We start from the raw sequence: 14,950 nt of genomic DNA on the forward strand, positions 1-14,950 counted from the left end.
TATTACCGGCTCCTATTAAGACTTCGAGGCCTGATCGGACGCTGCCTGCTGCTGTTGCCCGGCGGGTTGCGCCGGCGCGTCAGCGCTCACTTCCTGCACTTTCACCTGGGCACCCGGCTTCACTTTTTGCAGACCGGTCACAATCACGCGATCGCCCGCTTTCAGGCCGTCGGTGACCAGCCATTTATCGCCAATCGCCTGGGCAGTGGTCAGGGTGCGGGTCTCTACCTTGTCGCCTGCGCCCACGACCATCGCGGTAGCTTCACCACGCGGGTTACGGGTGATGCCCTGTTGCGGTACCAGCAGCGCATTTTCATTCACGCCTTCATCCAGCCGCGCACGGACGAACATCCCCGGCAGCAGAACATGGTCCGGGTTCGGGAATACCGCACGCAGGGTAATGGAGCCGGTGGTTTCATCCACGGTCACGTCGGAGAACTCCAGCGTCCCTTCCTGCTTATATTGGCTGCCGTTTTCCAGCAGTAAGGTGACTTTGGCTTTGCCGTTCTGCTGCTTCAGCGTGCCTTCTGACATCTCCTGCTGCAGACGCAGGAAATCGGTGCTGGACTGGGTGACATCCACATAAATCGGGTCAAGCTGCTGAACGGTTGCCAGGGCGGTGGTCTGGCCGCTGGTGACCAGCGCGCCTTCCGTGACACTGGATTTACCGATCCGGCCGCTGATAGGGGAGGTGACTTTGGTATACGCCAGATTAATACGCGCCGTTTCTACCGCCGCTTTGGCCGCAAGCACGGAAGCATCCGCTGAGCTGGCATCCGCCTGGGCCTGATCGTAATCCTGTTTACTGATGTAGTTAGTCCCGAGCAGGGGTTTATAACGGTTCAGCGTAACACGGGCGATTTGGGCGGTGGCCTGTGCTTTGGCCAGGTCGCCTTTGGCACTGTCGTAAGAAGCCTGATAGGTCGCAGGATCGATCTGATAAAGGGAGGTACCGGCTTTAATATCACTGCCTTCAACAAAGTTGCGCTTGAGAATAATGCCGCTCACCTGAGGGCGGACTTCTGCCACACGGAACGCCGAGGTGCGGCCGGGCAATTCAGTGGTGATATTCAGCGGCGCTGTTTTCAGCGTCACAATGCCTACTTCCGGCGCTTGTTGCTGTTGCTGGGCCCCCTGTGAGGACTCCTTATCATTACATCCTGTGAGAACTAAGCTGCCTGAAAGCATCAGAACGGCCGCCAGAGGCGTTAACCCTCTGTTTTTGTTCATAGATAAACCTCAAGTGTCCGATTTCAAATTGATCAATGGATCACAAGCCATAAAACCCATTGCTGCATTTTAGATATGTGCGTACCATCGTACATACATACGCGAATGTATGTAAGACATCTCTCTGTGAAAACCAATAGCCATGGCACGAAAAACCAAACAACAAGCACTTGAAACCCGCCAACACATTCTGGACGCCGCAGTGAGGGAATTTTCAGAACGCGGAGTGTCTGCGACATCACTGACCGACATTGCCACCGCGGCCGGTGTAACGCGGGGTGCTATCTATTGGCACTTCAAAAACAAGGTAGACTTGTTTAATGAAGTTTGGGCGATTTCTGAGTCTAAAATAGACGATCTCGAAATAGAGTATCAGGCAAAGTACCCCAATAATCCACTGCGTATTCTGCGTGAAATCCTTATCTATATTCTCCGTGCCACGGTAGACGATCCACGCCGGCGTGCCTTGATGGAGATCATTTTTCATAAATGTGAATTTGTGGGAGAGCTGATGTCTCTTCAGCAGGCGCATAAAATCCTGTATCTGGAAAGTTATGAAAAAATAGAGGTCGTTTTAAAAAATTGTATTGAATTAAAGTTACTGCCGGATGATCTGGATACCCGCCGGGCCGCCGTGGTGCTGCGCTCCTATATCAGCGGCCTGATGGAAAATTGGCTGTTTATGCCGGAAGGGTTTGATCTTAAAGGCCAGGCGGCGCATTACGCCGATATTTATATTGATATGTTAAAACTCAGCCCGCATCTGCGGCGAGACAGCGCGGCAGGCAGCCAGGAGAGTCAGGACACTGTTTCTGATGATAACTAACCGGCAACGCCATCCTTCCTGATGCCGGTTGATCTTCTCTGCGCATAACAGGCGGTGCGTAACGATGTATACGTACCCCTCTCTTTATGCACCCCTCTTTATGTTACGACAGGCGTGATGGGGTAAACCGGCCGGCATCAGGCGCTGAGCGGGCCGTCACCGCCCAGGCGCAATTTTTCCCGGTAGTCACGCGCCACAATTTCCAGCGCCGCCAGCGCGATATCCGGGGCAATTTCATTGCATTCCAGCAAATAGATCAGGTCAACTGCCAACTGCAGTTCTGGTGAGGCGTTTTCAACTGACATAAGGCCAACTCAATAGTTACGTTTGCGATAAACAAACAGAATCAGGATTGCGCCCGTCAGTGCGATAAGCAAGCTTCTGAAACTGAACCCGGCGACTGAGCCTGACTCCAGATAAGTGCTGATATACCCCCCCACCAGCGCACCGCTGATGGCCAGCACCACCCATAAAATCACGCTCCCGCCTTCTTTGCCCGGCATAAACACTTTTGCCAGCAGCCCGACCACCAGCCCCAGAATGATCCATGAAATCAGGCCCATAATGTTCTCCCGCTGCGGACATCCCTATAGTATAGATAATTGCGGGAGCGGGAAGGACAGGGCTTTAAAAAATTGTGATAAACATTCAAAAACCGTTTTCTTTTCTTTCAACGGCCCGCTCAATCCGCATCAGCGCCTGGCGGCAGCGTTGCAGCCGTCCTTCAAGTGCGGCCAGCTCCTGCTGGATTTTGCGCTGCTGGGCCAGGGATTCCTGACGGCCCAGCAGGCTTTCACGATCGCGGATCATGGCAATCAACCGGCGTTCGAAATCCTGGTGCTGGGCCAGCCGGTGGTAAATATCCTCTTTACTCTCGCCCTGCGGGCGCGCGACGGCCTTACGCAACGCCTGGGTCGCCAGCTCACGTTGCAGCGCACCGATCTGCGTCACCAGCCGGTCAGCCACAAACGCCACCTGCGCTGTACGCCCTTCGGCCACCACCGTTTTCAGCTGGGCGAGGTTCTGCCGCACTTCAGCCAGATAATCACGCAGCCGCGTGCCGTGGGTGTGGAACAGCCCGGCATCAAACCGCGCCTGTTGCGCCGGCACATGGCCGACAGGCTCTATCTCCACAGCCAGCGCATTTATCTGTTGTTCCAGCGTGTGTAAAACTTTTTGCGTTGTCACATTTTCTCTCCGGCGGATCTTCCGGGTAGCTTGCCGCTGAAACGCCGGGCTGACAAGCCGGTTTCATTGTGTCAGGCAGCAATTGGACGTTACTATGTCCGTTTGTCAGGGGCCGCCTGTCAGGCCGGCACCGGCCGGAGAAAGGAGCAGGGAAGAGTGAAGAAAGAGATATGGCGCTGGTCGCTGGTGGTGATCGGCTGGCTGGCGGTGATATTGGGGGCGGTGGGCGCTGTGCTGCCGTTGCTGCCGACCACCCCGTTCCTGTTGCTGGCCGCCTGGTGTTTTTCCCAGTCCTCGCCGCGTTTTCACCATTGGCTGCTCCACCGGTCATGGTTTGGCAGCTACCTGCGCCACTGGCAGGCGCACCGGGCATTGCCGCCCAAAACCAAGGGAAAAGCGATGGCGTTCACGGCGATATCCATCAGCATCTCTCTCTTTTTTATCAAGATTTTGTGGTTACGTGTGCTGCTGGCGATGATGATGCTGGTGCTGCTCGCGATAATATGGCGCCTGCCGGTGGTTGATCAAAAGCAATAAAATACGCTTTGCACAGCGGGCTTCGGTTGCAATTTCACTGGAGTTTGCATAAATTTGGGCGTTTTCGTGCGTGGGTCATCTCCTCTTTCCCTTTATCATCCTTCTCCTTAAGGCATGTGCACGTCACGTTGGTGACGGGGCAGGGATATCAGGCGGCCTGCGTTTAAGTCAGAACACCCGCTTTTTCAGGCACACATTATGATCGCTACTGCACAGCAGCTTCAGTTAATTAAAGACAGTATCAAGACCATCCCCGACTACCCGAAGCCGGGCATACTGTTCCGTGACGTCACCAGCCTGCTGGAAGATCCGAAAGCCTATGCCGCCAGTATTGAAATGCTGGCCGCGCGCTACCGCGACACCGGCGTCACCAAAGTGGTTGGGACTGAAGCCCGTGGTTTCCTGTTTGGCGCACCGGTTGCGCTGGTGCTGGGCGTCGGTTTCGTGCCGGTGCGCAAGCCCGGTAAACTGCCGCGTGCCACCCTCAGCGAAAGCTATGAGCTGGAATACGGCACCGACAAACTTGAAATCCATACCGATGCCATCCAGCCGGGTGACAAAGTGCTGGTGATCGATGACCTGCTGGCCACCGGCGGTACCATTGAAGCCACCGTGAAACTGATCCGCGCCCTGGGCGGCGACGTCAGCGATGCGGCCTTCATTATCGATCTGCCGGAACTGGGCGGCGAACAGCGCCTGACCCGCCAGGGCATCAACTGCTTCAGCCTGGTCTCTTTCGGCGGCCACTAACCGAAGCATTCAGCCTCGCCGCTCTGGCGAGGCTGTGTTAGCATTACCCTCCAGATTTCCCAACTTCTCCGGTATTAATGAGCTATCAGGTTCTTGCCCGTAAGTGGCGCCCGCAAACCTTCGCTGATGTTGTCGGCCAGGAACATGTCCTGACCGCGCTGGCCAATGGCCTGTCGCTGGGGCGGATTCACCATGCCTACCTGTTTTCCGGTACGCGCGGCGTGGGGAAAACCACCATCGCCCGCCTGCTGGCAAAAGGGCTGAACTGCGAAACCGGGATCACCGCTACCCCGTGCGGCAAGTGCGACAACTGCCGGGAGATTGAGCAGGGGCGCTTTGTTGATCTGATCGAGATTGACGCCGCCTCGCGCACCAAGGTCGAAGATACGCGCGAGCTGCTGGACAACGTCCAGTACGCCCCGGCCCGCGGCCGCTTCAAGGTCTACCTGATCGATGAAGTGCACATGCTGTCCCGCCACAGTTTCAACGCCCTGCTGAAAACGCTGGAGGAGCCGCCGTCGCATGTGAAATTCCTGCTGGCGACCACCGATCCGCAAAAACTGCCGGTGACGATTCTGTCACGCTGCCTGCAATTCCACCTGAAAGCGCTGGAGCCGGAGCAGATCCGTCAACAGCTGGAGACGGTGTTGCAGGCGGAGCAGATTGCGGCGGAGCCGCGCGCGCTGCAACTGCTGGCCCGCGCTGCGGACGGCAGTATGCGCGATGCGCTGAGCCTGACCGACCAGGCGATTGCGATGGGGCAAGGGCAGGTCGGCACTGACACCGTCAGCCGGATGCTCGGTACGCTGGATGATGAACAGCCGCTGGCGATCATCGAGGCACTGGTCGGGGCAGACGGCGAGCGGGTGATGGCCCAGGTGGAACAGGCTGCGTCACGCGGCGTGGACTGGGAAGCGCTGCTGGTGGAAACCCTGACGCTGCTGCACCGGATTGCCATGCTGCAACTGCTGCCGGGCGCACTTGACGATCACTACGCGGTAGTGGAACAGCGGCTGCGCGAACTGGCGCGGGCGGTGCCGCCTGCCGATGTACAACTCTATTACCAGACGCTGCTGATTGGGCGTAAAGAGCTGGCGTTTGCGCCCGATCGCCGCATGGGCGTGGAGATGACGCTGTTACGCGCGCTGGCTTTCCACCCGAAAGCGGTGATCGCAGAGCCGGTTATGCCGGCACAGCCGGCGGCACGGGCTCCGCAGCCGCAGCCTCAGGCACAACCCCAGCCTCAGGCTCAGCCGCCCATAGCAAACAACGATGTGCCGCCTGCGCGGCCGTCTTCCGCTGCACCGCCGGTACGGCCACAGCCGCCTGCCATGCCGCAGAGCGCGCCGCCGCCGGTACAGGCTCCGGCTGAACCGGCGACCGCGGCCACCGGCATTTCTGATACCGCTAAACTGTTGCAGGCGCGCACCCAGCTGTTGCGGCAACAGGGAAACCACAGCCCAAAAAAAGCTGAGCCGGCGGCGCCTGGTGCGCGGCCGGCCACCTCAGCACTGGAGCGGCTGGCTTCAGTGACCGAACGTACCCAGCAACGGCTGGCCTCACGGCCTGCGGTGCCGGAAGCGCCGGTCAAACCGGAAGCGTACCGCTGGAAAGCGCAGGCGCAGCCGGAAACCGCCGACGTGATGCCGCTGGCGACGCCGAAAGCCCTGCGTTCGGCGCTGGAACATGAGAAAACCCCGGAATTGTCAGCTAAGCTGGCAGAAGAGGCGCTGGAACGTGACGACTGGGCGGCTTATGTGCACCAGCTGCCGCTGCCGAAACTGGTGCAGCAACTGGCGTTAAACGCCTTCCGCGAAGTGGTGGGGCCGTCAGAATTGCGGTTGCATTTGCGCCCGGCGCAGCGCCACCTCAATTCGCCGTCAGCCCAAAAGGCACTGGCCGAGGCGATTTCCACCTGCGAAGGGCATCCGGTTGAATTGACAGTGATTGAAGACGATAATCCGGCGGTGCGAACGCCGCTGGAGTGGCGTCAGGCAATTTATGAAGAAAAACTGGCGCAGGCGCGTCAGTCGATTATCGCGGATAATAATATCCAGACCCTGCGCCGCTTCTTTGACGCGGATCTGGATGAAGACAGTATTCGCCCCCTTTAACTGCCGCGGTGCATGTTGCACAACGCGGCCCAGCGCAAAGAGAGATGACTATGTTTGGTAAAGGCGGTCTGGGTAACTTGATGAAACAAGCCCAGCAGATGCAAGAAAAAATGCAGCAGATGCAGGAAGAAGTCGCCAAGATGGAAGTAACGGGCGAGTCCGGCGCTGGCCTGGTTAAAGTCACCATCAACGGCGCGCACAACTGCCGCCGTATCGAGATCGATCCGAGCCTGATGGAAGATGACAAAGAGATGCTGGAAGATCTGGTGGCCGCAGCCTTCAACGATGCGGCCCGCCGTATTGACGAAGCATCGAAAGAGAAAATGGCCTCTGTTTCCAGCGGTATGCAATTGCCGCCGGGCTTCAAGATGCCGTTCTGATGCAGACCAGCCCGCTTCTCGAAACCCTGATGGAGGCGCTGCGCTGCCTGCCGGGCGTTGGCCCGAAATCGGCCCAGCGCATGGCATTCCAGCTGTTGCAGCGCGATCGCAGCGGCGGGATGCGCCTGGCACAGGCGTTGACGCGTGCCATGTCGGAAATCGGCCACTGTGCCGATTGCCGCACCTTTACCGAGCAGGAGATCTGCACCATCTGCGCGAACCCGCGTCGCCGTCAGAATGGGCAGATCTGCGTGGTGGAAAGCCCGGCGGACATCCATGCCATTGAACAGACCGGGCAGTTCTCCGGCCGTTACTTTGTGCTGATGGGCCACCTCTCGCCGCTGGACGGCATCGGGCCGGATGACATCGGCCTGGATCGCCTGGAGGAGCGTCTGGCCTCCGAGACGATTCAGGAGCTGATTCTCGCCACCAACCCGACGGTAGAAGGGGAGGCGACCGCCAACTACATCGGCGCGATGTGCGGGCAGTATGGCGTGGCCGCCAGCCGTATCGCACACGGCGTCCCGGTGGGCGGTGAACTGGAAATGGTGGACGGCACCACGCTGTCACACTCCCTGGCCGGCCGGCACCCGATCAAGTTCTGACCTCAAAAGGCGCGGGCATCTGCGCCTTTATTGTTCTACTGCACGTTTTCACACCACTTGTGCAATTTCCCTGTTGAATTCCCCCTGCGCTATCCCCATCTCCTCACCATTGTCGGGTTCATCCCGCCGCATTCAGCCCAAACACTGTTTTTAGGATTGAGGTAGAACATGAGTATGAAAGGTCAAGAAACCCGCGGGTTCCAGTCTGAAGTTAAGCAACTGCTTCACCTGATGATCCACTCGCTCTATTCGAATAAGGAAATTTTCCTGCGTGAGCTGATCTCCAACGCCTCAGATGCTGCTGACAAGCTGCGCTTCCGCGCGCTGTCTGCGCCTGAGTTGTACGAGGGCGACGGCGAACTGCGTGTGCGCCTCTCCAGTGACAAAGAGAAGCGCACGCTGACCCTCAGCGACAACGGCATCGGGATGCGCCGTGACGAGGTGATTGATAACCTCGGCACCATCGCCAAATCCGGCACCAAATCGTTCCTGGAATCCCTGGGTTCTGACCAGGCCAAAGACAGCCAGCTGATCGGCCAGTTCGGCGTCGGCTTCTACTCGGCGTTCATCGTGGCGGACAAAGTCACCGTACGCACCCGTGCAGCCGGTGCCTCCGCAGATGAGGGCGTGTTCTGGGAGTCCGCCGGCGAAGGCGACTACACCATCGCCGACATCACCAAAGCGGAGCGCGGCACGGAAATTACCCTGCACCTGCGCGAAGGCGAAGATGAGTTCCTCGACGACTGGCGCCTGCGTTCGATCATCGGTAAATACTCCGACCACATCGCGCTGCCGGTGGAGATCCTGAGCCGCACCGAAGGGGAAGGCGACGAAGGCAGCACCGAAAGCTGGGAGAAGATCAACAAGGCGCAAGCATTGTGGACCCGCAGCAAATCCGAGGTCACCGAAGACGAATACAAGGCGTTCTACAAACACATCGCCCATGACTTCACCGACCCGCTGACCTGGAGCCACAACCGCGTTGAGGGCAAACAGGAATACACCAGCCTGCTCTACATCCCGGCCCAGGCCCCGTGGGACATGTGGAACCGTGACCACAAGCACGGCCTGAAACTCTATGTGCAGCGCGTCTTCATCATGGACGACGCCGAACAGTTTATGCCGAACTACCTGCGTTTCGTACGCGGCCTGATTGACTCCAATGACCTGCCGCTAAACGTCTCGCGTGAAATCCTGCAGGACAGCCGCATCACCCAGAACCTGCGCGGCGCGCTGACCAAGCGTGTGTTGCAGATGCTGGAAAAACTGGCGAAAGATGACACCGAGGCTTACCAGAAATTCTGGCAACAATTCGGCCTGGTGCTGAAAGAAGGCCCGGCGGAAGACAGCGCCAACAAAGAGAGCATCGCCAAACTGTTGCGCTTCGCCACTACCCAGAGCGACAGTGCCGCGCAGACGGTGTCGCTGGACGAGTACGTCAGCCGCATGGTGGAAGGCCAGGAGAAGATCTACTACATCACCGCAGACAGCTACGCCGCCGCGAAAAGCAGCCCGCACCTGGAGCTGTTCCGCAAAAAAGGCATCGAAGTGCTGCTGCTCTCCGATCGCATTGACGAGTGGATGATGAGCTACCTGACCGAGTTTGACGGTAAGCAGCTGCAATCCGTCAGCAAGGCCGATGACGCACTGGACAAGCTGGCCGACGAGGAGAACGAACAGCAGAAAGAGGCCGAGAAGGCGCTGGAACCGTTTGTGGATCGCGTGAAAACCCTGCTGGGTGACCGCGTGAAAGAGGTGCGCCTGACCCACCGCCTCACCGACACCCCGGCGATTGTCACCACCGGTGCGGATGAGATGACCACCCAGATGGCGAAACTGTTCGCGGCGGCCGGCCAGCAAGCCCCGGAAGTGAAATATATTTTCGAGCTGAACCCGGAGCATTCGCTGGTCAAACGCGCATCCGCCGTGAGCGAAGACGAACATTTTGCCGAATGGGTCGAGTTGCTGCTTGATCAGGCGCTGCTGGCCGAGCGCGGCACCCTGGAAGACCCGAACCAGTTTATCCGCCGCATGAACCAGCTGCTGCTGGCCTGATTGCGCAGATAACGCTAAAAGCCTGTATTGCCTGTGCAATACAGGCTTTTTTATGGACGGAACAGCCGCAATGCCGGCTGGGCAAAAGTCTGCTATTGCCGCCGCTTCCTTGAGCCGCCGGGCCTGCAATGGTATGGTTGAGCGTTTTCGACATTTTATAAAAACTACATAGCAAGGGGATTTACGCGATGCGTATCATTCTGCTGGGCGCTCCGGGCGCTGGTAAAGGTACTCAGGCTCAATTCATCATGGAGAAGTACGGGATTCCGCAAATTTCCACGGGTGACATGTTGCGCGCAGCTGTGAAAGCAGGATCTGAGCTGGGCAAACAGGCCAAAGAAATTATGGACGCCGGCAAGCTGGTCACCGATGAGCTGGTGATTGCGCTGGTGAAAGAGCGTATTGCGCAGGAAGATTGCCGCAACGGTTTCCTGCTGGACGGCTTCCCGCGCACTATTCCGCAGGCGGATGCCATGAAAGAAGCCGGCATCAAGGTAGATTGCGTGCTGGAGTTTGATGTGCCGGACGAGCTGATCGTTGAGCGCATTGTCGGCCGCCGTGTACACCCGGGTTCCGGCCGCGTCTACCACATCAAATTCAACCCGCCGCAGCAGGAAGACAAAGACGACGTCACCGGCGAAGCGCTGATCACCCGTAAGGACGATCAGGAAGAAACCGTGCGTAAACGTCTGGTTGAGTACCATACCCTGACCGAGCCGCTGATCGCTTACTACCGTAACGAAGCGGACGCGGGCAACACCCAGTACCACAAAATCGACGGCACCCGCAGCGTGGCGGAAGTGCGTCAGGAGCTGGCTTCCCTGCTCGGGTAAGCGTGTTACCGCGTATCATGCCGGGCACCAGCCCGGCATTTTTTTATCCCTTATTCTCTTTGCCGGTATGCGTAGCCAGCGCCTGTTGCTGCTATCGGTGCCGGAGCGTCCCATTTTGGTTACAATGCTCAGCAAATTTTTAACCTGTTACCCTGAGGCCATAGCTGCATCACGGGGGCGGTTTTACAGAAGGAAAGGCTCATGGGGCAAGAAAAGTTAGGGGTTCTGATGGTGAACCTCGGTACGCCTGAGGCACCCACCCCGCAGGCAGTAAAACGTTATCTGGCAGAATTCCTCGGCGACCGCCGGGTGGTGGATACCGCACGCTGGCTATGGTGGCCGATCCTCAACGGCGCGATCCTGCCGTTCCGCTCGCCGCGCGTGGCCAAGCTCTATCAATCCGTCTGGATGGAAGAGGGCTCGCCGCTGATGGTCTTCAGCCGCCGTCAGGAGAAGGCGCTGGCGGCCCGGCTGCCGGGCGTGCCGGTGGAACTCGGCATGAGTTACGGCAAGCCAAGCCTGCCGGACGCCATTGAGAAGCTGCTGGCGCAGGGCGTGACCCGCCTGGTGCTGCTGCCGCTCTACCCGCAATACTCCTGTTCCACCAGCGCCGCCGTGTTTGACGCGGTGGCCCGCCACCTCACGCAGTACCGTCGCCTGCCGTCGCTGCATTTTATCCGTGACTACGCCGAGCACCCGCAGTATATCGCGGCGCTGAAAGCCACGGTTGAGCGCTCGTTCGCCCAACACGGTATGCCGGACCGGCTGCTGCTGTCGTTCCACGGCATCCCGCAGCGTTACGCTGACCAGGGTGACGACTACCGCACGCGCTGTGAAGACACGGCCCGCGCGCTGTTTGCCGCGCTGGACCTGCCGCCGGGCGTCGGCATGATGACCTTCCAGTCGCGCTTCGGCCGGGAGCCGTGGCTCACCCCGTATACCGACGAAACCATGAAAGGGTTACCGGCGCAGGGCGTGAAGCATGTGCAGCTGATCTGCCCCGGCTTCGCCGCAGATTGCCTGGAGACGCTGGAAGAGATCAAAGAGCAGAACCGTGAAATCTTTATGGAAGCGGGCGGTGAGAAGTTTGAATACATCGACTGCCTGAATGATGAACCGGCCCATATCGACCTGCTCGAACAACTGGTCAGACAGCACGCCTGAGCCTGACCCTTTTCCGGCCACGGCGCGGTGGCCGGAGATAAAATCCCGGTTTCAGGCGGCGCGGTATCACGCAGGCCGTTTTTCAGCGTGAAAGTTGTGCTACTATCGCCCGCCTGTTTCCCAAGCTGTGCCAATCCCGATGAAATTCCCAGGCAAACGTAAATCCAAACACTATTTTCCCGTCAATGCGCGTGACCCGCTGCTGCAACCGGCGCAGGCCGAAAGCGAAACCGCCCGTTCTTACGTGGTGGGCATCGATCAGACGCTGGTGGACATTGAAGCCAAAGTGGATGATGACTTTATCCGCCGCTATGGCCTGAGCGTCGGCCACTCGCTGGTGATTGAGGATGATGTCGCGGATGCGATGTATCAGGAGCTGATGAGCGGCAACCTGATCACCCACCAGTTTGCCGGCGGTACCATCGGCAATACCCTGCATAACTACTCGGTGCTGGCGGATGACCGCTCGGTGCTGCTGGGCGTGATGTGCAATAACGTCCAGATTGGCGGCTACGCGTACCGCTACCTCTGCAACACCTCCAGCCGTACCGATCTCAACTACCTGCAGGGCGTGGACGGCGCGATCGGCCGCTGCTTCACCCTGATTGGGGAGCACGGCGAGCGTACCTTTGCCATCAGCCCCGGCCAGATGAACCAGCTGAAGCCGGAAAGCATCCCGGAAGCGGTGATCGCCGGTGCCTCCGCGCTGGTGCTGACCGCCTATCTGGTGCGCTGCAAACCGGGCGAGCCGATGCCGGAAGCCACCATGCAGGCCATTGCCTATGCCAAAAAGCATGAGGTGCCGGTGGTGCTGACGCTCGGCACCAAATATGTGATTTCTGATAACCCGGAAGGGTGGCGCGAGTTCCTGCGTGAGCACGTCTCGATTCTGGCGATGAACGAAGAAGAGGCCGAGGCCCTGACCGGCCAGAGCGATCCGCTGCTGGCCTCGGACATGGCGCTGGAGTGGGTGGATCTGGTGCTCTGCACCGCCGGGCCGAACGGCCTCTATATGGCGGGCTACACCGAAGAGTCGAGCCGCCGCCAGACCCAGCATCCGTTGCTGCCGGGCGCGATTGCGGAATTCAACCTGTATGAGTTCAGCCGGGCGATGCGCCGCCAGCACTGCGAGACGCCGTTCCGTATCTACTCCCACATCGCGCCGTACATGGGCGGGCCGGAGAAGATCATGAACACCAACGGCGCGGGTGACGGGGCGCTCTCCGCCGTGCTGCATGACATCGCCGCCAACGGTTACCACCGCAACAACGTGCCGAACTCCAGCAAACATGCACGCAGTTTCCTGACTTACTCCTCCCTGGCGCAGGTGTGCAAATACGCCAACCGCGTCAGCTATCAGGTGCTGAACCAGCATTCCCCGCGCCTGACGCGCGGCCTGCCGGAGCGGGAAGACAGCCTGGAAGAGGCGTACTGGGAGCGGTAAGCCCCGGCTTTCGGATAAAAAAGGCACCTTTTCAGGTGCCTTTTTTTATAGGGGATGGCTGCGGTGCCGGTCAGCGCAGGATCGCCGGCAGCGCCTCCTCATCTGCCGGCAGCGGGGTCTCCAGCATCGACATCATATTGTTGGCGATCTCCCGCTCACCCATCACCACCTGATTGGCCCCGCGGTCGAGGATGTAGCTTACCTCGTCATCATAGTGGGCGCGGGCGATGATCAGCATGTCCGGGCGGCGCGCGCGGGCAGCGGCCACAATCTCACCGGCTTCGTAGCCGTTCGGAATGGTCAGCAGCAGCCAGCGGGCGCAGTCCAGCCGCGCCAGATCGAGGATCTCCGGATTGGCGGCATTGCCCAGAATGGCGCTGATACCCTGTTCGCGCAGTGCCTCCACCCGCGGGCGGGCATTTTCAATCACCACCATCGGCACCCCGGCGGCCTGCAATTTCCCACCCAGCAAACTGCCGACCCGGCCATAGCCCACCAGCAGCGCATGGTTGCACATCTCCAGCCGCAGTTGGGACGCCTCCTCCTGCGTCTCTTCCGGATTTTTCTCCTCCTGGGTTTCAGTGCGGGCGAGGAACTTCTCCAGCAGGCTGAACAGCAGCGGGTTGATCATAATCGAGAGGATGGCCCCGGCCAGCACCAGATTACGCCCATGTTCTGACAGCAGGTTCAGCGAAATGCCAAGCCCGGCGAGGATAAAGGCAAACTCACCAATCTGCGCCAGGCTGACGGAGATGGTCAGGGCGGTGCGCGTCGAGTGGCCGAACAGTTTCACCAGCAGGAAGGCAGCCGCCGATTTGCCGAACAGAATAATCGCCACCGTGGCGAGCACCGTCAGCGGCTCATTCAGCAGGATCATCGGGTCAAACAACATCCCGACGGAGACAAAGAACAGTACCGCAAAGGCGTCGCGCAGCGGCAGGGTGTCATGGGCGGCGCGCTGGCTCAGCTCCGATTCGTTCAGCACCATCCCGGCGAAAAACGCCCCCAGCGCAAACGACACATCAAACAGCTTCACCGCGCCGTAAGCGATGCCGAGCGCCAGCGCCAGCACCGCCAGCGTAAACAGCTCGCGTGAGCCGGTGCTGGCGGTTTTCGCCAGGATCCACGGCACCAGGCGGCGGCCCACCACAATCATCAGGGTGATAAAGGCGATCACTTTGCCGAGGGTAATGGCCAGCTCCAGCGCCAGTTCCTGGAAACTGGCATGGTGGCTTTCGATCATATTGCTGAACGCCGGCAGCAACACCAGCGTCAGCACCATCGCCAGGTCCTCAACAATCAACCAGCCAATCGCGATCTGCCCGCGCTGGCTCTCGATCAGTTGCCGCTCCTCCAGCGCCCGCAGCAGTACCACGGTACTGGCGGTGGAGAGGCAGAGGCCGAACACCAGCCCGGCCTGCAAATCCCAGCCCAACAGTTGTGACAGCCCGATGCCCAGCAGCGTCGCCACTACAATTTGCGCCACCGCGCCGGGAATGGCGATCGACTTTACTGCCAGCAGATCTTTCAGGGAAAAGTGCAGCCCGACGCCAAACATCAGCAGGATCACGCCGATTTCGGCCAGCTCCGGGGCCAGCGAGGTATCGGCCACAAAACCAGGGGTAAACGGCCCGGCCAGCACACCGGCCGTGAGGTAGCCGACCAGCGGGGAGATGCGCAGGCGGTTGGCCAGCATACCTAACAGGAAGGCCAGCACCAGCCCCCCGACGAGGGTAGTAATCAGTGGCGTAGAATGATGCATCCAGGCTCCTTCTTGTCTGCACGGGGGAAAAGAGGGCACGTATCAGTATGGTCAATGAATCA

Annotated in this window: 15 protein-coding genes; 10 read left to right on the forward strand and 5 right to left on the reverse strand. The window is 59.3% G+C overall.

The window, feature by feature from the left end; genetic code table 11:
* Positions 1-15: 15 nt before the first annotated feature.
* Positions 16-1,230, reverse strand: a complete 1,215-nt coding sequence (locus tag JK232_RS05245) for an efflux RND transporter periplasmic adaptor subunit (RefSeq protein WP_072926461.1) — start codon at positions 1,228-1,230, stop codon at positions 16-18.
* A 142-nt stretch (positions 1,231-1,372) separates the two neighbouring features.
* Here JK232_RS05245 and acrR point away from each other — a divergent pair, with 142 nt between their 5' ends.
* Positions 1,373-2,056, forward strand: a complete 684-nt coding sequence (acrR, locus tag JK232_RS05250; RefSeq protein WP_072926460.1) for a multidrug efflux transporter transcriptional repressor AcrR — start codon at positions 1,373-1,375, stop codon at positions 2,054-2,056.
* Between the two features lie 137 nt (positions 2,057-2,193).
* On the opposite strand, the gene rsmS is transcribed toward acrR, so the two are convergent.
* The 3 genes from rsmS to priC all read right to left on the reverse strand — a co-directional run bounded on the left by rsmS (position 2,194) and on the right by priC (position 3,244).
* Positions 2,194-2,361: a pleiotropic regulatory protein RsmS gene (gene rsmS, locus JK232_RS05255; protein ID WP_072926458.1), complete on the reverse strand. Its 168-nt coding sequence runs from the start codon at positions 2,359-2,361 to the stop codon at positions 2,194-2,196.
* Positions 2,362-2,370: 9 nt separating this feature from the next.
* Positions 2,371-2,619 carry a GlsB/YeaQ/YmgE family stress response membrane protein gene (locus JK232_RS05260; protein ID WP_072926456.1) on the reverse strand — a complete coding sequence of 83 codons (249 nt, stop codon included), beginning with the start codon at positions 2,617-2,619 and terminating at the stop codon, positions 2,371-2,373.
* 85 nt (positions 2,620-2,704) lie between these two features.
* Entirely contained in the window at positions 2,705-3,244 is a 540-nt protein-coding gene (gene priC, locus JK232_RS05265; protein ID WP_072926455.1) for a primosomal replication protein PriC, read from the reverse strand.
* A 168-nt stretch (positions 3,245-3,412) separates the two neighbouring features.
* Here priC and JK232_RS05270 point away from each other — a divergent pair, with 168 nt between their 5' ends.
* From JK232_RS05270 to JK232_RS05310, 9 genes are all read left to right on the forward strand, one after another.
* Positions 3,413-3,781, forward strand: coding sequence for a DUF454 family protein (locus JK232_RS05270; protein WP_101854783.1), 369 nt, complete (start codon positions 3,413-3,415; stop codon positions 3,779-3,781).
* A 198-nt stretch (positions 3,782-3,979) separates the two neighbouring features.
* Entirely contained in the window at positions 3,980-4,531 is a 552-nt protein-coding gene (gene apt, locus JK232_RS05275; protein WP_072926453.1) for an adenine phosphoribosyltransferase, read from the forward strand.
* Between the two features lie 77 nt (positions 4,532-4,608).
* Entirely contained in the window at positions 4,609-6,645 is a 2,037-nt protein-coding gene (dnaX, locus tag JK232_RS05280; RefSeq protein WP_101827886.1) for a DNA polymerase III subunit gamma/tau, read from the forward strand.
* A 50-nt stretch (positions 6,646-6,695) separates the two neighbouring features.
* Positions 6,696-7,025 carry a YbaB/EbfC family nucleoid-associated protein gene (locus JK232_RS05285; RefSeq protein WP_072926450.1) on the forward strand — a complete coding sequence of 110 codons (330 nt, stop codon included), beginning with the start codon at positions 6,696-6,698 and terminating at the stop codon, positions 7,023-7,025.
* The gene (gene recR, locus JK232_RS05290; protein ID WP_072926449.1) at positions 7,025-7,630 is read left to right on the forward strand and encodes a recombination mediator RecR; all 606 of its coding nucleotides are present in this window, start codon (positions 7,025-7,027) and stop codon (positions 7,628-7,630) included. The genes JK232_RS05285 and recR overlap by 1 nt, the downstream gene beginning before the upstream one ends.
* 174 nt (positions 7,631-7,804) lie before the next feature.
* On the forward strand, positions 7,805-9,685 hold the full coding sequence (gene htpG, locus JK232_RS05295) for a molecular chaperone HtpG (RefSeq protein WP_079205156.1): 1,881 nt from the start codon (positions 7,805-7,807) through the stop codon (positions 9,683-9,685).
* A 188-nt stretch (positions 9,686-9,873) separates the two neighbouring features.
* Positions 9,874-10,518 (forward strand): adenylate kinase, encoded by a 645-nt coding sequence (gene adk / locus JK232_RS05300; protein WP_072926446.1) that lies wholly within the window; start codon positions 9,874-9,876, stop codon positions 10,516-10,518.
* Positions 10,519-10,719: 201 nt separating this feature from the next.
* Positions 10,720-11,682 carry a ferrochelatase gene (gene hemH / locus JK232_RS05305; RefSeq protein ID WP_072926444.1) on the forward strand — a complete coding sequence of 321 codons (963 nt, stop codon included), beginning with the start codon at positions 10,720-10,722 and terminating at the stop codon, positions 11,680-11,682.
* 139 nt (positions 11,683-11,821) lie between these two features.
* The gene (locus tag JK232_RS05310) at positions 11,822-13,126 is read left to right on the forward strand and encodes an inosine/guanosine kinase (RefSeq protein ID WP_072926442.1); all 1,305 of its coding nucleotides are present in this window, start codon (positions 11,822-11,824) and stop codon (positions 13,124-13,126) included.
* 70 nt (positions 13,127-13,196) lie between these two features.
* Here JK232_RS05310 and ybaL read toward each other — a convergent pair whose 3' ends face one another.
* Positions 13,197-14,888: a YbaL family putative K(+) efflux transporter gene (gene ybaL, locus JK232_RS05315; protein WP_212588905.1), complete on the reverse strand. Its 1,692-nt coding sequence runs from the start codon at positions 14,886-14,888 to the stop codon at positions 13,197-13,199.
* Positions 14,889-14,950: the final 62 nt, after the last annotated feature.

This window comes from Nissabacter archeti (assembly GCF_018257325.1).
GTDB classification, from domain to species: Bacteria; Pseudomonadota; Gammaproteobacteria; order Enterobacterales; family Enterobacteriaceae; genus Chimaeribacter; species Chimaeribacter arupi.